Here is a 22,222-nt window from a genome sequence, read left to right as displayed (position 1 = left end):
AGAAGCATCCCGTCCTTTTTAATTAGTATAAGTTCACAACCTACAACGCCTCATCATGCTGGCTGAGGTCCAGGCCTTCCAGTTCTTCTTCTTTGGATACCCTGAGTGGTGAAATCATGTTTGTGAGAAGGAGAAGTAACCAGGAGCCGCAGAAGGCGAATACTGAAACTCCGATCATTGCTCCCAACTGTACCAGGAATAACCTGGTTTCTCCAAAAATAAGGCCGTTGCTGGTTTCGTTAGCGGCATTAATGGCCTGATTGGCAAAAACACCTGTTAAAAGCATGCCTACCATACCACCCACACCATGGCAAGGGAATACATCTAAAGTATCATCAAGAGAAGTTCGGGAGCGCCAGTCCACTACAAGGTTGCTGATAATGGCAGCAATAACGCCAATGGCAATAGAATGAGGTATAGTTACAAAACCGGCCGCCGGGGTTATGGCTACCAAACCTACCACAGCACCAATACAAGTACCCATGGCAGAAGGCTTTTTGCCTTTGGCAGCATCAAAGAACACCCAGGCCAGAGCCGCCGCCGCAGAAGCCGTTGTAGTAGTGGCCAGGGCAATGGTAGCTAAATCGCCGGCACCTAAGGCTGAACCGGCATTAAAACCAAACCAGCCAAACCATAGCAATCCTGTGCCTAGCATTACATAAGAAATATGTGCCGGAGTATGGCTGGAGGTATCATGTCGCCTTTTCAGGAAAATAGCCGAGGCAAGAGCTGCCCACCCGGCAGACATATGTACAACAGTGCCGCCGGCAAAATCAAGTACACCCAGGTTTAGGAGCAAGCCATCAGGATGCCAGGTCGCATGCGCTAGGGGAGCATAGATGAAAACAAAGAAAAGGCAGATGAAAAGCACATAGGAGATAAACCTGATGCGTTCCGCAAAGGCACCAGTGATTAGTGCTGGTGTTATAATGGCAAACTTCAACTGAAACATTGCAAACAGTAGTAGCGGAATAGTTGGAGCCGCAGGCCATGGAGCGCTCTCTATCACGCCCTTCATCATAAAAAAGGTGAGGGGATTGCCAAATATACCGCCAACAGAATCGCCAAAAGCAAGGCTGAACCCGAATACCGCCCAGATAACAGCTACAATGGCCATGCATATAAAACTTTGCAGCATAGTAGAAAGCACATTTTTCTTGCTAACCATACCACCATAGAAGAAAGCTAAACCTGGTGTCATGATAAGAACCAGCGCGGTGGCTGTCAGCATCCAGGCGGTGTCTGCGGCACTGATTTCGGAAGAGCCTGCTGCAGCCGGAACAGACGGAAAGAAAAACGTGGCGGCTACAATCAGGAGAAGTACAATAAAAGGAATAGGAGATAAAGGTTTGGTCATTTGTGCTGTATTGTATTGGTCCAAAAATAAAGTTGTAATAAGAGAAAAAATAACGCAGCATTTTATGCTCTACATCAAACGAGATGAGAGAACATGGCTCAGCAGGCTGCCAAGCATTTTGTTATCATAAATCTATTTCATAGAAAAGCAGTCGCTCCGGGAATGGGAGCGACTGCTGTAAAGTTAAGCTAACTGTAGCTTTGAAAGGTCTTTTGAAGGTAACTCAGAGCTTCCCATCAGGTAAATATCTATGGCGCGTGCGGCTTCACGTCCGTCCGAGATGGCCCAAACTACTAAAGACTGACCTCTGAAAGAATCGCCTGCAGAGAAGATGCCTGCTACATTGGTTTGCCATTCCTGTAGTTTAAAGTTGCCTCTGTTGTCGAACTCAAAGTCGAAATTTACCTGGAAAGCATCGTGCACCGGTCGCTCATAGCCAATGGCAATGAAGGCACGCTCGCAGGGAAGAATACGCTCGCTGTCTGGCTTTTCGGTATATTCGCGCTGGTTTTTCCATTCCAGTTCAACTACCTTCAGGCCTTTTACATATCCGTTTTCATCGGCTATGAATTCTTTGTTTAGCCACCCCCAGCTACGTTCGCAGCCTTCTTCATGAGAGCTGGATGTGGTCAGGATCATGGGAGCTTCGGGCCAGGGATTGACATGGCTTCTGTGGCCGGATGGCATCAGGCGGTACTGCAGTTGTGTGATAGACTTCGCACCCTGGCGGTTAGCTGTACCTACACAATCAGAACCTGTATCTCCGCCACCAATCACAATTACATGCTTGTCTTTGGTGTCAATATCATCTTCTGCGGGAATCACCTCGCCAGCAACTTTACGGTTTTGCAGTGTCAGGAAGTCCATAGCGAAATGAATTCCCTTCAGGTGATTGCCCGGTATTGTTAAGGATCTCGGTTTGCTGGAGCCAATGCACAACAGCACTGCATCGTACTTTTTATGCAGCTTCTTTAGGGTTGTGTCCCTGCCAATTTCAACATTGTATTTAAACCGGATTCCTTCCTGCTCCATAATGGCCAGGCGGCGATCAATGGTCCATTTCTCAAGCTTGAAATCAGGTATGCCGTAGCGAAGCAATCCACCCGCTTTGTCGTCTTTTTCATACACAACCACCTCATGGCCGGCTTTGTTTAATTGAGCTGCTGCTGCCAGACCTGCAGGTCCGGAACCTACTATAGCCACTCTTTTGCCAGTTCTTTTTTTAGGAGGTTTCGGCTTTACCAGACCTAGTTCAAAAGATTTTTCAGCAATTGATTTCTCGATGTGCTCAATCGTTACTGCTGGTTTATTAATGGAAAGCACGCAACTCGACTCGCATGGTGCCGGGCAAATCCTGCCTGTAAATTCAGGGAAATTGTTGGTGCTGTACAGGATTTGGGCTGCCCGTTCCCATTCTCCCTCGTACACAGCATCGTTAAAATCCGGGATAAGGTTACCAAGCGGGCAGCCATTGTGGCAAAAAGGCACACCGCAGTCCATGCAGCGGGCTGCCTGCTCTTTGGTTTTTTCTTCCGGAAATGGTGTATATATTTCGTTTGAGTCGTTTATTCTTTCTTTAGGGTCTCGTGTTTTTGGTAGTTCACGATCATATATCAAGAACCCGTCTGCTTTTCCCATCAGGCTACTACTTTTAAAGATTCATTAGATTTTACTTGCATCACACGCTTCAGGTCGTGCGGCATTACTTTCTGGAAGTGAAGCTTGGTTACATCCCAATTGTTCAGAAGCTCTTGAGCCAGCACGCTGCCTGTATAAGCATAATGCTCATGCAGCTTCTGGTTAATCCAGGCTAAGTCTTCTTCTTCCAGCGTTTCCAGGTCTACCATGCTCAGGTTGCATTGGTCCGGGAACTGGTTGTGCGGATCGTAAATGTAGGCCATTCCACCGCTCATACCCGCAGCAAAGTTTCTGCCTGTAGCACCCAATACAAGTACCTTACCGCCTGTCATATACTCGCAGCCGTGGTCGCCTATGCCTTCTACCACCGCCTCTGCTCCCGAATTTCTTACACAGAAGCGCTCACCGGCCATGCCATTGATGTAAGCCTGCCCGGAAGTAGCTCCGTAGAATGCCACGTTGCCTGCAATAATGTGTTCATGCGCCAGGTATTCGCTTTCTTTGAAAGGCTTCAGAATAAGTTTACCGCCAGATAAACCCTTGCCGATATAGTCATTGGCTTCACCAACCAGCCTGAACGTAACGCCCGGAGCCAGGAAGGCACCAAAAGTCTGACCGGCAGATCCATGAAATTCAGCATTAAAGCTGTTTTCCGGCAAGCCGATTCTGCCAAACTCTGTAGATATCTCATACGATAGCATCGCACCCACCGAACGGTCTGTGTTTTTTATCTGGTATTCCAGTACACCTTCTGTTCCATTGCCATTCCTGAAGTCAGCAATCAGCTTTCTGTCCAGTACAAAATCAATCTCATGATCCTGCGAAATCTGGTGATAAGTACCTACGTTATGGCCAACATATTCCTGGTGAAGAATAGGAGTCAGGTCCAGGTTCTTCAGTTTCCAGTGGTTCAGGTCTGTTCTAACCTTCAGCACCTGCGATTGTCCTACCATCTCATTTATGGTACGGAAACCGAGCTGTGCCATTACCTGGCGTAGCTCCATTGCCATAAATGTAAACAGGTTTACCACATGGTCCGGATCGCCTGTAAAAAGCTGGCGCAGTTCCGGGTTCTGGGTAGCTATACCTACCGGACAGGTGTTCAGATGGCATTTACGCATCATAATACATCCTTCTACTATAAGCGCTGCCGTTGCTACGCCGTATTCTTCAGCGCCCAGTAAGGTAGCCACCGCCAGGTCGTAACCTGTCATCAGCTTCCCGTCTGTCTGAAGCACCACACGGCTGCGCAGGTTGTTTTTGATGAGCGTTTGATGCGCTTCGGCCAATCCGATCTCCCAAGGCAGGCCGGCATGGCGAATTGAACTGAGCGGGCTTGCACCTGTACCACCATCGGCACCGGAAATCATAATAGCATCGGCCTTTGCTTTAGCCACACCGGAGGCAATGGTTCCAACTCCTGCTTCTGCCACTAGTTTCACATTGATGCGTGCATTCGGGTTGGCATTCTTCAGGTCGAAGATCAGCTGTTTTAAATCCTCAATCGAATAAATGTCGTGGTGAGGAGGAGGAGAAATTAAACCTACACCAGGAGTAGAATGGCGCACTTTGGCAATCCAGTGATCTACTTTATGCCCTGGTAACTGACCGCCTTCTCCTGGCTTAGCGCCTTGTGCGATTTTAATCTGTATTTCATCGGCATTAGCCAGGTAGTGGCTGGTAACACCAAAGCGGCCGGAAGCAACCTGCTTAACAGCCGATCTTTCAGAGTCTCCGTTAGGTCTTGGAATGAAACGTGCTTCATCCTCACCACCCTCACCGCAATTGCTACGCCCGCCAATGCGGTTCATGGCAATTGCCAGCGTTGAGTGCGCTTCATGCGAAATAGAACCAAAAGACATGGCCCCTGTCGCAAAGCGTTTCAGGATGTTTTCTACGGGTTCTACTTCTTCCAGCGGCACCGCCAGGCGCTTGCGGAACTCAAAAAGATTGCGAAGCGTGATAGTTTGCTGCTGATGCTCTCTTACCAGCTTCGAGTATTCCTTAAATAATTGGAAATCGTTCAGGCGCGTAGACTTCTGCAGCAGGTGGATTACGTTCGGGTGCAGCAGGTGGGCTTCGCCGTTGCGCTTCCACTGGAAGAAACCGCCGGTTTCCAAAATGCCATTCCGATCAGGATAAGCCGTAAAATGTTTGGTCAGGCATTCCTTCTCAAGATCTTCAAAATTCAATCCCTCTAAACGGCTGGTCGTGCCTCTGAAGCATTTCTGCATCACTTCCTGCCCAAAGCCGAGGCATTCGAAAATCTGTGCGCCCTGGTACGACTGCAATGTGCTGATGCCCATTTTAGACAGGATCTTGAGAAGACCATTGCCTACTGCCGAAATAAAGTTATCGAAGTAATGGGTATATGGCTTCGCATTGTCCAGCTTTTGCTGGTCATGCAGGCTTTTGATCGTATCATAGATCAGGAATGGATATACCGCACTGGCACCGTAACCTATAATAGTTGCAAAATGATGTGTTTCCCAGGCATCGCCGGCTTCTACTACCAGTCCTGCCTTGGTGCGTATTCTTTTCTCGATCAGGTGGTGATGCACGGCCCCTACCGCCAACAGAGAAGGTACGGCAGCCCGTTGTTTAGAAATATTTCTGTTCGATATTATCAGGATCTTCTTGCCGCTTCGAACGGCTTCTTCAGCTTCTTTGCAAATAGCATCCAGTGCTTTTTGTAAAGACCCGGGTTCATAGCTCGAAAAGGTAGCATCGATTGTCTGGTGTTCAAAACCTTCTTCACTCAGGTACACCAGCTTCTGAAATTCCACAGGGGAAAGCACAGGTTGCGAAATATGTATCTGGCGCGTATGCTCCGGGCTCTCTGCCAGAATGTTCAGCGATTCGCCCACTCTGGTAAAGAGCGACATAACCAGGCGCTCCCGGATAGAATCGATAGGCGGATTGCTTACCTGTGCAAAGAACTGTTTAAAATAATTGGCAACGTGCTGGCTTTGCTGCGAAAGTACGGCAAGCGGAGCGTCAGAACCCATACTGCCTACTGGTTCATACCCTGAAGCAGCCATAGGCTGCACCACCATTTTCAGGTCTTCCTGAGAATAACCAAAGGCTTTTTGCTTCTGCCTGATTTCGGCTGGAGGAAACGGTTGCAGGTATGTTCTTGGCTCGGGGCGAAGACGAAGCTTGATGCGGTTCTGGTCTATCCAGTCGCCGTAAGGCTTATCGTTGCATATCAGTTCTTTGATTTCGTCGTCTTCGTATATTTTATTTTGAGAGATATCTGCCAGCAACATTTTACCTGGCTGCAGACGACCTCTTTTAATTACATCCTTCGGGTTTACCTCCAGCGCACCTGTTTCAGATGCCATAATCAACCTGCCCTGCTTTGTTACGCAGTAGCGCACGGGGCGCAGGCCATTACGGTCGAGTGTAGCACCCACCTGTGTACCATCTGTAAAAAACAGCGCAGCCGGGCCATCCCAGGGCTCCATCAGTGAAGCATGAAATTTATAGAAAGCTTTGCGCGCCTTGTCCATGAAAGGGTTATCCTGCCATGCCTCAGGCACCATCATCATCATTACATGCGGTAAGGGCCTGCCAGCCAGCGTCAGCAGTTCTACCACGCCGTCCAGGTTAGCTGAGTCTGAGTACTCCGGATTCGTGATCGGAAGCAGCCACTGTAGCTCCTCGTCGGTAAACAGAGGAGAAGACATCAGGGCTTCTTTTGATTTCATTTTGTTCACATTCCCTTTAATGGTATTTATTTCACCATTATGGGCGATAAAGCGGAACGGTTGTGCCAGTTTCCAGTTGGCAAATGTATTAGTAGAGAAGCGGGAGTGCACTATAGCCAGTGCTGATACAAAATCTGGGTGGCGCAGGTCGTGGTAATACCTGGCTAACTGATCTGTTTTCAGCTGACCTTTATAAATAATTTTGCGGGAGGAGAAGCTGGCAATATAAAATGTGTCGTTTACTCCTTCGACATTTCTCTTAATCTCGTTTGTAATAAAGTTTCTCAGTACAAATAGTTTGCGTTCCAGGTCAGCACCTTTAATGGCCGTGTCTGCCGGTTTCACAAATACCTGTTCAATGTAAGGTTCCACAGCTTTGGACTCGTGGCCAGGTACTTGGCCATTGACAGGCACCAGCCTGTAGCCAAGCAGTTCAAACCCAAGGTTGCGAATACCGGCATTAATTGCCCTACGGCATTTTTCCCTTACCTCGTACAGAATAGGGAAAAAGATCATACCTACTCCATAGCCACCTTCGCCAGGTAAGTCGATCGCAAATTCCTGCAATTCCTTTTGAAAGAAATCGTGGGGCATCTGTACAAGTATACCCGCACCGTCGCCAGTTTCGGCATCACTACCTGTGGCACCACGATGCTCCATGTTTTCCAGCATGGTTAGGGCATCTTTCACTACATGGTGGTCTTTGCTGCCGTTCAGGTTCACAACGCAGCCAACACCACACGAGTCGTGTTCCAACTCAGGCGTGTAAAGTCCTTTGTTTCTTTCTACTGTTTGGTCCATTAACTAATTACAATGTATTTGTGAGATTTCTTTATTAGGGAGAAATCATGAAGATAAAATATAAAATTGATAAAAACAAAGAAACTGATTTAGTATACTTACCTAAGTTTGTGATTTAACTTATTAGAGTGGTAAATTTTTATCTTATATTTTGACTAATTATTAAATATATGCTTTGTTGAGAGGGTTTAATTAGTAGTCTCTGAATTTTTGAGGATAAAAATTTAAATAAATTAAACTTTAGATAAGTATTTTATTAAAGTAGCATAACTGCTTCTTTTAAATGAGGCAACAGATAATAAAATGTGTTAAATTTTATTAATGTAATATTTGGTTTTTAATCCGTTAGATAGGTGCTGGAGAATATGATATGTGGCCGAGAACAGTATAAGCAGATAGTAATTATGTTAGATGAGGGCGGAAATATGTGAAGGAATTTGCTGCGTATAAGTAAAGTTTTATAGCTGGTGTTTTGGGCAATAATACTTAAAGGTTATGATGCCTTAAAAAAACAATAAAGGTATAAATGCCTAAACTGGGTGGTCTGCCCTATAGCATTTAGGCATCTGCGATGGTCTTGTTTACCTAATTTAAAATGCTTCTCAGGTATATTCCAAGCCAGACGCGGAGGCTGATGGAGGGAAAGCGAAACAGTCAGTTTTGAAAATTTTTACAGATAGCCGCTGTTTTAAATTTTATTGTGCAATTTTAGCATCAAATGAAGGACGATGTCTTTTTTAGAGTAAATTATAACAAACTATAAAACATGGAGAAAGAACAGCTATTCCAGGTAACAGAACAAAAGTTAACGGAACAGGGATTCACAATTGATAAACAGGATCAGACCCGCCCATGGGGAGGATTCTTTGTTATTAACGAAGATCAGGCACAGGCTTTTGCCGATACTTATTTTGACGGGATGCCTATCGATCAACTGAAGATATCAGGTAAGCTAAGCCCTAAAATTTTAATTGTAGCCCCTGAAAAGCGCCTTTCCTGGCAGTATCACCACCGCCGCGCTGAAATCTGGAAAGTTGTTCAGGGCAAGGTTGGTGTTGTTACCAGCGATACAGATGAAGAGGGAGCCTTAAATGAATACGAACCAGGACAACTGATCACACTTAAGCAAGGTGAACGCCATCGTTTAGTGGGTTTAAAAGAATGGGGTGTACTGGCCGAAATCTGGCAGCATACCGATGTGAACAATCCATCGGATGAAGATGATATCGTGCGGGTGCAGGATGACTTTGGTAGATAACATCTTACTCAATAGAGAAATCAGTAATAGTTTTTGGAAGGAGGCTTAGGCCTCCTTTTGTTTTTTGGAAAAGCATTATAAAAAGATTCTTCTTAAAACCGGCTTGTTTTGGGTAGAGGCAGCACAACAGCTGTTCAAAATTTGGAGCCTCAGGTGCAGGAAACTATCGTGCTATTTCTTATTTTGGCAAAAGTTACGGCTCTTACGCTATACCTGTATGGAAGTGTGAAGGCAAAACAGATCGAAAACAAACCTAGGCCAATAAATATGTCTTTTTCGCACCCCATCCTCTCGCTCAACCATATTACGGTACGTCATCAAAACCACATGTTATTCCAGGATTTAACCTTTCTTGTAAATAAAGGAGAGCATTGGGCCCTGGTGGGGGAGAGTGGTTCCGGCAAATCTACGCTGTTAAAGACAATTGCGGGAAGTTATAGTATTGCGAAAGGTCATGTGGAACACCATTATTTTAAGGAGTTCCAGGAGCAGCATCCGCAGGATGATCCGTTGTTTACTTACCATAATCTGGTGGCAGAGGTGTCGCAGAAGCATGACTTCAGAAATTTGTCTAACCAGGCAGACTTTTATTATCAGCAGCGCTACCACTCTCAGGATTCTGAGGATGCTCCCACGGTACAGGATTATCTGAGCGGAATCAGCCCCTCTTATATAGCCCATAGCTACTGGTCTTATGAGAAGGTGGTTGCTACTTTTCAGCTCGAAGCTTTGCTGCAAAAGCAGCTTATAAAGCTTTCGAATGGAGAAACAAAGCGACTTTTATTGGCAGCTGCGCTACGTAAGCACCCCAAACTGTTACTGCTGGACAACCCGCTTACAGGCCTGGATGTGCAGACACGGCTCGATCTGGATGCCATTATAGCAGAGATAGCTGCTTCAGGAATTACCATCATCATGGCTACCTCTCCAACAGAAATTCCGGATGTTATTACGCATGTGGCCGTGTTACAGGAAGGAAAGATAGTGCGCACGGTGCCTAAAAGTGTGTATCACCCGGATCTGGTGCATCTGGTTGCCCATGTTACGCCAGATGAGGAAGAACTGCAGGAACTGCTTGCTTCGGAGCATCCTGAAGTGTTTCATACTATTGTGCACATGCAGGATGTCTCTATTAGATATGGCGACAAGCAAGTGCTCAGTCGTATAAACTGGCATGTAAAAGCCGGAGAACGGTGGGCATTGCTGGGTAAGAACGGAGCCGGTAAAACTACTCTGCTCAGCCTTGTTAATGGCGATAATCCGCAGTCGTATGCCCAAAAGATTACCCTTTTCGATAAAAAAAGAGGCAGTGGCGAAAGCATATGGGATATAAAAAGAAGGATCGGTTTTGTATCTCCGGAGCTGTACCAGTACTTTCCATATCATAACACCTGCCTGCAGGTAATTGAATCAGGATTCTACGATACATTAGGCCTCACCCGGCCAAGCGAACCTGCTAAAGCTGCTGAGGCCTTGCGCTGGATGCAGTTACTAGGGATAGAGCAGGAGGCAAACAAGCAGGTGAAGCAGGTCGCTGCCAGTGTGCAAAGGCTGTGCCTGCTGGCTAGGGCATTAGTTAAGTGCCCTCCATTGCTTATCCTCGATGAGCCTTGCCAGGGGCTTGATCCAAAACAACAGAAGCGGTTCAAGCAGCTTCTGGAGGCTATCTGTACGCACAGCGATACCACCATTATTTATGTAACGCACTACCAGGAAGATATTCCGGCCTGTATCAACCATGTGTTGCACCTCGAGGCCGGAAAAGTTAATCCAGCGTATCAACTGGTAGAGTAGTAACCTGTAGGAGCTGTTTTTTTTCGGCTGCTGTTTAAAATTTTTCTCTGAGTGATTATACTTAGGTGTTCTTCTGTGCATTTTTCTAAAATAACAGCATTTTCTTTTTGAGCCTGTCAATTTATAGTTATATTGGCAGCGTTTTAGCCTTGTTGTTGTTTTAATGTTAAGCTTGCAGGGTGAATTTTGCGAAATTTTAAACAGTTATTGACTATGGAAGTAACAGAACCTACCTTAGATGTTACCGAAGATCGGTTAAAATCCATCTTTGTGGAGGAATACCAGATTCCTATTGCCTACAAACTGGAGGAAGAAATCCACCAGCGCGAGTATCTCTCGAACGGAGAGATGAAAAAGTGGGATGGAGATGTGCATACCGTTTATTCTCCGGTTGCTATAAAATCTGAAGCTGGTTATAAGCGCAAAATAATCGGAACATACCCTGTCTGTACTGCAAAAGAGGCTATGGAGGCGCTAGATGCTGCCGTAGCTGCTTATGACAACGGGCGCGGACAATGGCCAACGATGAGTGTGCAGGACAGGATCAGCTGTGTCGAAAAGTTTACACATAAGATGATTGAGCAGAAAGATATTGTGGTGAAGCTCATCATGTGGGAAATCGGCAAATCCTATGCAGATTCGGTTAAAGAGTTTGACAGAACGGTAGAGTATATTTATGCAACCATCGATGCTCTGAAAGACCTGGACCGCCAATCGTCTAAATTTGAAATTGAGCAGGGCATTGTGGCACAGGTACGTCGTTCGCCGCTGGGGGTGGTGCTGTGTATGGGGCCATTCAATTACCCGCTGAACGAGACCTTTACAACACTTATTCCAGCCCTTATCATGGGCAATACCTTGCTGTTTAAGCCGCCAAAGCACGGTACTTTACTGCACTACCCTTTGCTGGAGGCTTTTAGAGAAAGCTTTCCGAAAGGCGTTGTAAACACGATCTATGGTCGTGGCAACACCATTGTGCCTGGCCTGATGCAATCAGGTAAAATAAATGTGCTTACCCTGATCGGCTCGAGCAAAGTAGCAGATGAACTAAAGAAGCTGCACCCTAAAGTAAACCGCCTGCGTGCTATCCTGGGGCTTGATGCAAAAAATGCGGCTATTGTAACCGAAAATGCCGATGTAAGCCTGGCGGTTTCTGAAACGGTTCTGGGGGCTTTGTCTTTTAACGGACAACGTTGTACGGCCCTGAAAATAATTTATGTGCATCGTTCTAAAGTAGAGCAGTTCCTGGCCGAATTGAGTGCAGCTGTAGGAAAACTGAAGTATGGTATGCCATGGGAGAAAGGCGTTGCTTTAACACCGCTGCCGGAGCCTCAAAAACCTGCGTATCTAAAAGACCTGATAGATGATGCTGTTGCCTATGGAGCCTCTGTTGTGAATGAAGGGGGCGGCACTTCTTTTGAATCCTTTGTTTACCCGGCTATTCTATATCCGGTGAATGAAAACATGAAGGTATACCGTGAAGAACAGTTTGGTCCGGTAATTCCGGTGGTGCCTTTCAATGATCTGGAGGAGCCTATCCAGTACCTGATTGACTCGACACATGGGCAGCAGGTAAGCATTTTCAGTAACGATGCCACTGAGGTTGCTTCGCTGATCGACCCTTTGGTGAACCAGGTGAGCCGTGTAAACATCAACTGCCAGTGCCAGCGCGGACCAGATACGTTCCCGTTCACAGGGCGTAAAGACAGTGCCGAAGGTACCTTGTCCGTTGTAGATGCGCTGCGTTCATTCTCCATCCGCTCTCTGGTGGCTACAAAGCTTAACGATAGCAACAAAAAGTTGATCAATGAGATTGTAGGTGGTGAAGAATCCAACTTCCTGAGTACAAAATTTATTTTCTAAGGAATAGAAATTCCTGTTAAGTCGCATTCCGAATAAAGTGAGAAGCTGCATTGGCCGATAACCTTACCTGCACAGTAGCTCCCTTTATTCGGAATGTTTTTATTTTATCTAGGAAAGACTTCAGATAAATGGCTTTGCCACTGGTTCGGTCTGTATTTTATTTCAGCGTTTATTCCTTTTCTGGTTGAAGTGCTGTGTGCAGCCAGTAAGGTACTACATCATATAAAATGCTTCCGGGGCCAAAGGAGCAGGTACATTGGGCTCCTGTAAAATTTGCTTCAGGTTTATTTCTATGGTTCTGGCAATGGCCGTTACCGATGTATCGGTTGGTTTGTTATCGAAAGGCTCCTGCATGTGCTTGGCGGTTTTTTCTATCAGGAAGAAAGTAGAGGCAATGAACGTGAGAATAGGAATTTCCCATACACCTACCAACTCTACCAGGGCTAATGAGAGCGTTACCAGGAACAGGTAAATAAAGAAGTGCACAAACAAGCCATAAGTCACCGGAAACACTGTGTTTTTTATCCGCTCGGCCTTGCCCATCGAATCGCATAGGCGCACAATGGTGCTGTCGAGTTGTACCTGCTGATACGCATTGATAGCGCCTTCTTCATGTAATTTTTTTAAGTCGGCCATGTGCAGCATAAGCAGAGCATAAGGCTTATTGTTTTGAGTCTGAATAAAGTCCAGCTCGGCTGGCGATAAAAACTCCGCCATATGATTAAGATCGAACGCCTGCCCGCGTAACGACTTGCCAAGGCAATAGCACCAGGCTATCTGGCGATAGGCCATTTTCGTTAAAGTGGAAGAAGCATCTCCCGATGCCATTGCTTCTGTGGCAATAAAGCCTTTTAACTGGATAACAAGCGAGCGGGAATCGTTCACAATAGCTCCCCATACCTTTCTTGCTTCCCACCAGCGATCATAAGATTGGTTAAGCCGGAAGGCAAGCAGCAACGAAATAGAAGTACCTAACACTGTTGGCAATTGCAGCGGAATATTAGGCAGGTAATCAAAAACGAAAAGCTTTAGAAGGTGGAATGCAATGGAAAACAGCAGGACCCTGAATACATTGTTTCTGATTTTATCAAAAATGTACTTAGGTGGTATTCGTGTTTCTATAAGCATGACAATAGCTGTTAAGTAGGCCGACAGGCGTCTGAATTATTTGCTTTCTTATAGTACTTCTTCTGGCGGCTATATGTTTAGCTGTTTCTCTTAAGCATCTCTTAAAGAATAAAATCAGTGTGTCTGGAATATTTTGCTGTAGTTTTAACTATATGTGGTGCAGGTTGAGCTTTTATTAATATTTTTTTTATATTGAAATAATTTTATCAAAACAACGCAAGCTGCATGGAGGCTCTTTTACCCATTTTATTTGCGGCACTGGTAGGCATGGGCCATGCTTTTGAAGCAGATCATCTTATTGCTGTCAGTAATATAGTTTCGAAGCGCGATAGTATGGTATTAGCGGTAAAAGATGGCTTTTACTGGGGGCTTGGCCATACCACTACTATCGTTGTCATAGGTTCGGTTATTATCTTAAGCAGGGCCACCTTTTTAAACTCCGGCTACTTTGAGGCAGGGGTGGGAGTTATGCTCATTGTAATGGGAATCAGCAGGCTTACCAACAAGAACAACTTTAGCAAAACCAGGATACCACGCTACCAGCATAGTTTTGCCTATACAATTGGGTTAGTGCATGGTTTAGCAGGAAGTGGTGCTTTGGTGCTGCTGGTTATGAGCGAAATCAGCGATCCGATGCTGGGCATCACATACCTGTTTGTTTTTGGCATTGGCTCTATCATCGGTATGTTTATCGCGGCAGGCCTTTTCAGCATTCCCTTTACCCAGCGCATGAAAATTAACAAGAGCGTAAGAGCAGGAATCGTTGTCGTTTCTTCCCTGATCTGCATCCTGTACGGTAGCTGGATGATCTATGAAAATATGGTGCTGTAGCAGGACCGGTGCAGGTATCGTGTATCAGGTCTTTTACTTTTAATCTTTAAATATTTGAATGTTAACTTTCTACCTCTCTAACTCAAGATCATGCACCTTTCTCCTAAAGATATAGATAAGCTTGTACTGCACAATGCAGGTTTTGTAGCCCAGAAACGGTATGCCCGAGGGCTGAAGTTAAATTACCCGGAGTCAGTAGCTCTTATTGCCACCCAACTGCTCGAATTTATCAGGGATGGAGAAAGCGTAGCCTCGCTTATGAACTTGGGAAAACAGATTTTAGGCCTGCAGGATGTGATGGAGGGCGTGGCTGATATGATTGCTGAAGTGCAGGTAGAAGGTACTTTCCCGGATGGCACAAAGCTGGTGACTGTACACCACCCTGTTTGTCGGAACAGTGGTTCCCCAGAACTGGCGCTTTATGGTTCCGGGCTTAGCCGCAGCCCTAAAACAGCCTCACCGGATAACTTGGTGAATGCTAACCCGGGAGAGTATATATTATCAGCAGGTGAACTGATCCTGAATGAAGGGCGGGCTACAGTAGAGGTGGAGGTAACCAACATGGGAGACCGGCCGGTGCAGGTCGGGTCGCATTATCCTTTCATTGAAACCAATGCGGCCTTAAAGTTCGATCGGGAAAAAGCGTTTGGGTTTCGCTTGAACATACCGGCCGGCACAGCAGTACGCTTTGAGCCGGGAGAGCGCAAAAAGGTAACTTTAGTAGCACTGGCTGGTGAGAGAACGGTATACGGCGGCAATAACCTTACGGGCGGTATACTTTCAGAAGAAAACAAGGCTGCTGCCATAGCCAAAATTAAAGAGCAGCACTTTCAGCACGAGAGCTGATTGTAAAGCAGATATGCCTCAGACTTTATCAGATAGCTAAAATAAATTAAGACGATGAGCTACAAAATCGACCGCCACGCTTATGCCGATATGTATGGTCCTACTGTGGGCGATAAGGTTCGTTTAGGAGATACAGACCTGGTAATAGAAGTTGAAAAAGACTATAGCACCTATGGCGAAGAATGTAAGTTTGGAGGAGGAAAGGTTTTGCGCGATGGTATGGGACAGGCAGCCGGCATCCGGCAGGCCGATGCTTTGGATATGATTATTACCAATGCGTTGGTGCTCGACTATACAGGTATCTACAAAGCAGATATAGGCATTAAGAATGGCAGAATTGCAGGTATAGGAAAAGGAGGGAACCCACACATTATGCCAGGCGTGTCGCCAGGTATGGTAGTGGGCGTTACCACCGAAGTAATAGCCGGCGAAGGGCAAATTTTAACGGCTGGTGCCATTGATTGTCATATTCACTTTATCTGTCCGCAGCAGATTACGGAGGCGCTGGCCTCAGGTGTTACGACAATGGTAGGAGGTGGCACAGGTCCGGCTGCAGGTACAAATGCCACTACTTGTACACCGGGAGCTTTCTTCATTGAGATGATGCTGAAAGCGATAGAAACTTACCCTTTGAATTTCGGTTTTTTGGGAAAAGGAAATTCATCTAAACCGGAGGGGCTGATAGAGCAGGTGGAAGCCGGTGCCCTAGGCTTTAAACTGCACGAAGACTGGGGAACTACACCGGCCGCTATAGATTCGTGCCTGAGCATTGCTGAGCAGTACGATGTGCAGGTCTGCATCCACACCGATACCTTAAATGAAAGTGGTTTTGTGGAGACCTCTACCAGTGCTTTTAAGGGAAGAACCATTCATGCCTACCATACCGAGGGAGCCGGTGGAGGGCACGCACCGGATATCATCAAAATATGTGGTGAACCCAATGTCATTCCTTCTTCCACCAATCCTACCAGGCCGTTTACAGTAAACACCATAGACGAGCACCTGGACATGCTCATGGTGTGCCATCACCTGGATAAAAATATACCGGAAGATGTAGCCTTTGCCGAAAGCCGGATCAGGGGAGAAACCATTGCTGCTGAAGATATACTGCACGATATGGGAGCTCTGTCTATTATTGCTTCTGATTCGCAGGCAATGGGGCGTGTAGGAGAGGTGGTTGCCCGCACCTGGCAAACAGCACATAAAATGAAACAGCAGCGCGGGCAGTTAGGCGAGGACGCCTCCACAGGCAGCGACGCAGATAATTTCAGGGCGAAGCGCTATGTCGCCAAGTATACCATTAATCCTGCCCGTGCACATGGTTTTTCAGAAGAGATTGGCTCTGTAGAGGTAGGCAAACTGGCAGACCTGGTGCTATGGAAACCTGCTTTCTTTGGCTCCAGGCCAGAAATGGTAGTTAAAGGAGGCGTTATTGTGCAGTCGCAGATGGGAGATGCCAATGCTTCTATTCCAACGCCACAGCCTTATTTTTCGAGGCCTATGTTCGGTTCTTTCGGGGCAGCAGTTGGTAAAACTTCTATGGTATTTGTGTCCGGGGCATCGGTAGCACATGTAAAAGCAAACTATGGCCTCAGCAAAGAAGTGGTGGCGGTAAAGAACTGCCGCAGCGTTACTAAAAAAGATATGGCCCTGAACGACTACCTGCCAAATATTGCCGTGGACCCGGAAACCTATAAAGTAACCGTAGACGGAGAGCACCTGACCTGCGAACCTGCTACCAAACTGCCGCTGGCACAGCTGTATAATTTATTTTAGGAACAGACATGATTGGCAGCGGCTATTCTTCCAATATTTAGATCTACTATCTAAAATCTAACATCTAGTCTCTATGTCACAATTTGCCCGACTGTTGCACCTGGTAGATTCTTCTATTCCGACAGGCTCTTTTGCCTATTCGTATGGCTTGGAGAGCAGTATCACGTTTGGCCTGATCAATAGTCAGTTTGGCTTACGGAATTACCTGTACTCTTACCTGCAGCAGGTGGCAAGCATGGAGATTCCTTTTATCAATTCGGTTTTTGAACTGGTGCAGCCAGAAATGGAGCAGGAATTACAAACTATGGCTGCTGAGTATGATGCCATGATGTTAGTGCCTGCCATTCATAAAGCAAGTGTAGTGCAGGCAAAGAATTGGCTGAAGCTACTGAAATTATTTTACCCGGACGCAGGTATGGGAGCTGTAAAAGAATGGTTTTCAGTACTTGAAATTCCAATGCATTATACATTGGTTTTTGCGCTCTGCCTGAAAAAAATAGGTTTCAGTTTACAGGATGTGCAGACGATGTATCTGCACATGGCTCTGCGCGACCAGGTAAGTGCTGCTATTCGTTTAGGCTTTATCGGGCCTATGGAGGGGCATAAGCTGCAGCACGATTTCTATAGCATCTTCGATAATTTGCTGGCTGCACATGCTGATAAACCTTACTCGCATGCTAGCAGGACAGCTTTTTTGTTAGATACAGCACAGGTGTTTCATGAGGATATTTACTCTAAGTTATTTCAAAACTAAGATTAGAAAATGTGAGGATTTGGGAAAGGCTTCAAATTTCCAAATCCTCAAGTTAGGAAGTTTTAAATCAATATAATCAGCACATTAACACATTAAACAATTAGCACATTAAACCATGGCCTTTGTAGATAAATTAGCTCTGTTGCTCCACGGGCACTCACACGAGTTTTATGAGTCGCCTGGCGACTATAATGAACGGGAAACACGTAAGCTGCCTTCTTACCGCAACTTCCGTAAAAGGGCTTTTACGGTAGGTATAGGCGGGCCTGTAGGTACCGGAAAAACAGCCCTTCTGAAAGCATTATGTGAAAGGCTCCGGAACGACTACGAATTAGGTGTCGTTACGAATGATATTTTTACACGTGAGGATGCAGAGTTCCTAATCCGTAACAGTGCTCTTAGCGAAGACAGAATTGTAGGAGTGGAAACAGGGGGATGCCCGCATGCAGCCATACGCGAAGATATTTCCCTGAACATGGATGCGCTGGAAGGGCTGATGACAAAATTTAACAACAAGATAGACTTCCTGTTTGTGGAGAGCGGTGGCGATAACCTAGCTGCTCATTTCAGCCGCGAACTGGTAGATTATTCTATTTATGTAATAGATGTGTCCGGCGGAGATAAAGTTCCCCGTAAAGGCGGGCCTGGCATTACACAATCTGACCTGCTGGTGATCAATAAAATCGATTTAAAGGACTTAGTGCGTGCAGACCTGGGTGTGATGGAAAGAGACTCTAAAAAAATGCGGGGCGAAGGTCCTTTTGTGTTTGCCCGTGCCTTAGATGGTTATAACCTGGATCTGATTATCGACCATATTAAAGCGGCGAAAGAAAGAGCCTATAGCTTGGTTAGAGAAGACAGGCGCTAACTATAAAAGTTTAAAATTTCCGCTTCACGGGGTTATAGCCAAGCAACGCTTCGGTGGCAAGTATCGCCATGATACGTTCGTACAGAGGCTGTAACTGCATGCGGGTTTTTGCCATGGCCCTTAAAATATAGACTCCTTCTTTTACTTTTGATACTGATAATACGCATACCTGTTGTGTCATATTAAAATGAAGAGAAGAGCTTTCGGGCATCTTGAGTTCAAGCAGCTTTTCAGCCAGAAAGGCGAAACGTGCATCGCCTGGAGAGCCAACCAGATATGCTGAAAACATGGTCTGGTACTGATCGAAATTGGCTGGAGAAGTGGCAATGTTTTCTGCTGGGGAAAAGGAGAAGCGGTCCAGCAATACAAGCTTACCGGCCATACTTACCCGGATCTCAGAAGCAAATGAGGTGAATAGAAATTTCTCGCCCGTATCCATACGGCCCGAGTGAAACCAATCCACGGCAAAAAGAAGTGCATGAGGAGCTAGTTGCCATTGCTGCACCTGCTTGTAATGGCTGCTTTCCTGTAGTACTACCGGGTCAGGAAACACAATGGCCAGCGCCTCCTCTTCCGCCACGCCATTCAGTACCTGTTCTGCCACAGCACCGTTTTCCGACTTAAATATTTTGGTGTTGGACTGAGAGTTGAGAAATAATCTGCTGCCGGCTGCACACGTTATGCGCAGCTTTATCTGATCGCCTGCCACCATACCACCCCCATAGCTCGAGAGTACTACATGGCAACTACCGTTGGGGGAGGCGGGGTTCAGGATTTTAAGAGGCTGAATGTTTTTAGAAGTAACCAGCTTAGACTTATACTTTACTTCTTCTACTGCAATTTCACTCCAGTCTGTTGTTTGGCTCATGAGTTCAGGCTATGGGAGCAATATAATGTGAAAAAGGCATAATGTTTTTATAGTCTTTACAAAAGTTTAAAGAAAGAGCTGTGGTTATTAATAATATTCTATATATATTGGCATCATATCCTATGAGAAAGAATTTCACAATTACGACAACCTTTACAACCATCATTCAAGTAATGCATGGGGAAGGTCGTTATTAGGTATAGATAAAAGAATTTGAACCAAGCGCCTTCCCTCACAGGGAGGCGCTTTTATTTTAACTGGCACATGAAAGTTTTAAAGTTCGGAGGTACAGCAGTAGGCTCACTGGAGGGCATCAACAACATGTTAGACATCATAAATGCAGAAATACAGCAGGGAGAAACACCTGTTATTATTATTTCTGCCATGGGCGGTGTTACAAACATGCTGGCAGCTATGGCCGAACAGGCTGCTCAGGGGGGCGAGTTTGAGGCAGAGCTGAACGAAATTAAGGCGCGCCATATAGATGTTGTAAAGGAAATGCTGCCTATGGAGCAGCAGAACGAAGTATTTGGGCAGCTTCAGCAGTATTTCGATGAATTGACGAAAGTTCTGCAGGCCATACAAAGCTTAAAGGAATGCACTGCCAAAACCCACGATCTTGTCATCAGCTATGGAGAAAGATGTGCAGCTTATCTTATCAGTAAAATAGCAGAGCAGCAATTTCCGGAGTCTGTTTTTGTCGACTCTACTCACTTAATCAAAACCGATAGTAACTTTGGGCAGGCAAGAGTAGATACAAAGCTTACAGACAACCTGATTAGTGCCTTTTACCATAGCCAGTTGGGCAGCCTGCTGTTTATAACTGGGTTTATAGCCAGCGACCACCACGACCAGGTAACAACTTTGGGGAGAGGGGGCAGCGATTATACGGCAGCCATAGTTGGATCGGCACTTAACTGTAGTGAAATACAGATCTGGACCGGCGTAAACGGTATGATGACGGCTGACCCGAAACTGGTGAAGAAAGCTTTCTCGTTGCCTGAACTTACCTACACCGAGGCTATGGAAATGACATTTTTCGGAGCCAAAGTGGTTTACCCGCCAACAATGATGCCGGTGTTCCTGAAAAAGATCCCGATCATCATCAAAAATATTCATGATCCGGCATTTGCCGGCACCAAGATTTGCAGCGACTGCCAGCATACTGATTTGCCTATCAGAGGTATTTCTTCTATACACAATATCAGTGTGGTAAACCTGCAGGGCAGTGGCATGATCGGGAAAGCAGGCTTTAGCGGGAGGCTGTTCTCTATGCTTGCCCGCGAACAGATAAACGTGATATTGATTACGCAAAGCTCATCAGAGCACAGTATCACGTTTGCCATCGATCCGAAAGATGATACCAAGGCACAGCAACTGATAGAGCAGGAGTTTGAACTGGAACTGCAGGCTAAAAAGCTGGAACTGCCAGAGGTGGAGTCCGGTCTGTCGATCCTGGCCATTGTAGGAGAAAATATGAAAAAGGCGCCTGGTATATCAGGTAAGCTATTTCATGCACTTGGCCGAAATGGCATTAACATTCGTGCCATTGCACAGGGCTCCTCAGAGTATAACATATCGGTTGTAATTGCACAGCAGGACCTGGCGAAGGCAAATAATGCCGTACACGATGCGTTCTTTACAGAATTGAAAAAGACGCTGCATGTTTTCTGCGTAGGCACAGGCAACATAGGTAAAACCTTGTTCAGGCAGCTGAACGAAAACGCTGATTTTCTGCAGAAGCACAACGGCATACAGGTAAATGTAGTTGGCATCAGTAACTCCAGAAAAATGCTGCTGACCGGTGCGGGCATTGCGCTGGAAGACTGGCAACAAAGGCTAGAGGAGGAGGGAGAGCCAGCTGATTTAGGCCAGTTTATCGGTAGAATGAAAGAAATGAACCTGCCTAACTGTGTTTTTGCTGATAATACTGCCAGTCCGTTGCCTGTTACTTACTATGAGGAGATTCTGAGTGCTGCTATCTCGGTGGTTACCTCTAACAAAATTGGAAACTCCTCTTCCTACAGCCAATACAATGCATTCAAAGAAGCTGCACGTTCGCATGGTGTCGATTTTTATTATGAAACCAATGTAGGCGCAGGCCTGCCCATTGTGCGCACGCTCAAAGACCTGATGCTAAGTGGCGACCGGGTGCTAAGCATAGAAGCAGTGCTTTCCGGTACCATCTCCTTTATTTTTAATTATTTTAAAGGCGATGCTTCTTTTCACGATGTGGTTAAACTGGCGCAGGAAAAAGGCTATACCGAACCAGACCCGCGTGACGATCTGAACGGAACCGATTTTATGCGTAAGATGCTGATCCTAGCGCGTGATGCCGGGCACGAGTTGGAAGCGCAGGATGTGCAGATCGAAAATATATTACCTGCTTCCTGTCTGAATGCCCAGTCTGTTCCCGAGTTCTACCAGGAACTAAAAGCTGCCGATGATTATTTCAACAACCTGAAACAGCAGGCAGAGAGCAGCGGCAGAGCGCTTCGGTATATCGGGAAGTTAGAAGGCGGTAAAGTAAGTATTACGCTTCAGATGGTGGACGAAAGCCATCCCTTTTTTGTGCTCTCGGGCAGCGATAACATCATTTCCTTTACAACAGAACGCTATAAAGAGCGCCCATTGGTGGTAAAAGGGCCTGGTGCCGGAGCAGAAGTAACCGCTGCGGGAGTATTTGCCGACCTGATAAACGTGGGAACCCTCTAAAGCAGGCAGGCCTAA

The 22,222-nt window shown here is 46.1% G+C and carries 14 protein-coding genes; 9 read left to right on the top strand and 5 right to left on the bottom strand.

The genetic code is table 11. The features are described 5' to 3' along the window. Positions 1-40 precede the first annotated feature (40 nt). The 3 genes from C1N53_RS12995 to gltB form a co-directional block, all read right to left on the bottom strand. Positions 41-1,357: an ammonium transporter gene (locus tag C1N53_RS12995; protein ID WP_137759720.1), complete on the bottom strand. Its 1,317-nt coding sequence runs from the start codon at positions 1,355-1,357 to the stop codon at positions 41-43. Positions 1,358-1,540: 183 nt separating this feature from the next. Then, positions 1,541-2,995: a glutamate synthase subunit beta gene (locus tag C1N53_RS12990; RefSeq protein ID WP_137759719.1), complete on the bottom strand. Its 1,455-nt coding sequence runs from the start codon at positions 2,993-2,995 to the stop codon at positions 1,541-1,543. Next, on the bottom strand, positions 2,995-7,506 hold the full coding sequence (gltB, locus tag C1N53_RS12985) for a glutamate synthase large subunit (RefSeq protein WP_137759718.1): 4,512 nt from the start codon (positions 7,504-7,506) through the stop codon (positions 2,995-2,997). Before gltB ends, C1N53_RS12990 begins: the two co-directional genes overlap by 1 nt. 766 nt (positions 7,507-8,272) lie before the next feature. Here gltB and C1N53_RS12980 point away from each other — a divergent pair. From C1N53_RS12980 to C1N53_RS12970, 3 genes are all read left to right on the top strand, one after another. Next, on the top strand, positions 8,273-8,764 hold the full coding sequence (locus C1N53_RS12980; protein ID WP_137759717.1) for a phosphoheptose isomerase: 492 nt from the start codon (positions 8,273-8,275) through the stop codon (positions 8,762-8,764). A gap of 141 nt (positions 8,765-8,905) precedes the next feature. Next, complete coding sequence (locus C1N53_RS12975; protein ID WP_206077572.1) at positions 8,906-10,558, top strand: ATP-binding cassette domain-containing protein; 1,653 nt, start codon at positions 8,906-8,908, stop codon at positions 10,556-10,558. A gap of 213 nt (positions 10,559-10,771) precedes the next feature. Next, positions 10,772-12,421, top strand: coding sequence for an NADP-dependent glyceraldehyde-3-phosphate dehydrogenase (locus C1N53_RS12970; protein WP_137759716.1), 1,650 nt, complete (start codon positions 10,772-10,774; stop codon positions 12,419-12,421). 213 nt (positions 12,422-12,634) lie between these two features. Here the strand turns inward: C1N53_RS12970 and C1N53_RS12965 are convergent, their stop codons facing one another. Further along, positions 12,635-13,549, bottom strand: a complete 915-nt coding sequence (locus tag C1N53_RS12965; protein WP_137759715.1) for a bestrophin family protein — start codon at positions 13,547-13,549, stop codon at positions 12,635-12,637. Between the two features lie 225 nt (positions 13,550-13,774). Here C1N53_RS12965 and C1N53_RS12960 point away from each other — a divergent pair, with 225 nt between their 5' ends. The 5 genes from C1N53_RS12960 to ureG all read left to right on the top strand — a co-directional run bounded on the left by C1N53_RS12960 (position 13,775) and on the right by ureG (position 18,624). Then, entirely contained in the window at positions 13,775-14,380 is a 606-nt protein-coding gene (locus C1N53_RS12960) for an urease accessory protein (RefSeq protein ID WP_137759714.1), read from the top strand. 90 nt (positions 14,381-14,470) lie between these two features. Further along, complete coding sequence (locus C1N53_RS22795; protein ID WP_137759713.1) at positions 14,471-15,226, top strand: urease subunit beta; 756 nt, start codon at positions 14,471-14,473, stop codon at positions 15,224-15,226. 54 nt (positions 15,227-15,280) lie between these two features. Next, positions 15,281-17,002 carry an urease subunit alpha gene (gene ureC / locus C1N53_RS12950; protein WP_137759712.1) on the top strand — a complete coding sequence of 574 codons (1,722 nt, stop codon included), beginning with the start codon at positions 15,281-15,283 and terminating at the stop codon, positions 17,000-17,002. A 73-nt stretch (positions 17,003-17,075) separates the two neighbouring features. After that, positions 17,076-17,756 (top strand): urease accessory protein UreF, encoded by a 681-nt coding sequence (locus C1N53_RS12945; protein WP_137759711.1) that lies wholly within the window; start codon positions 17,076-17,078, stop codon positions 17,754-17,756. Positions 17,757-17,871: 115 nt separating this feature from the next. Continuing rightward, a complete protein-coding gene (ureG, locus tag C1N53_RS12940) occupies positions 17,872-18,624 on the top strand; it encodes an urease accessory protein UreG (protein WP_137759710.1) in 753 nt (250 codons plus the stop codon). A gap of 10 nt (positions 18,625-18,634) precedes the next feature. Here the strand turns inward: ureG and C1N53_RS12935 are convergent, their stop codons facing one another. Further along, the gene (locus tag C1N53_RS12935; protein WP_137759709.1) at positions 18,635-19,492 is read right to left on the bottom strand and encodes an urease accessory protein UreD; all 858 of its coding nucleotides are present in this window, start codon (positions 19,490-19,492) and stop codon (positions 18,635-18,637) included. 264 nt (positions 19,493-19,756) lie between these two features. On the opposite strand from C1N53_RS12935, the gene thrA reads away from it, so the two are divergent. Then, positions 19,757-22,207 carry a bifunctional aspartate kinase/homoserine dehydrogenase I gene (gene thrA, locus C1N53_RS12930; protein WP_137759708.1) on the top strand — a complete coding sequence of 817 codons (2,451 nt, stop codon included), beginning with the start codon at positions 19,757-19,759 and terminating at the stop codon, positions 22,205-22,207. Positions 22,208-22,222 lie beyond the last annotated feature (15 nt).

The sequence above is a fragment of the Pontibacter sp. SGAir0037 genome (assembly GCF_005491705.1).
Classification (GTDB): domain Bacteria; phylum Bacteroidota; class Bacteroidia; order Cytophagales; family Hymenobacteraceae; genus Pontibacter.
The sequence above is the reverse complement of the archived record's forward strand: the minus strand, read 5'-3'. Positions and strand labels throughout refer to the sequence as shown.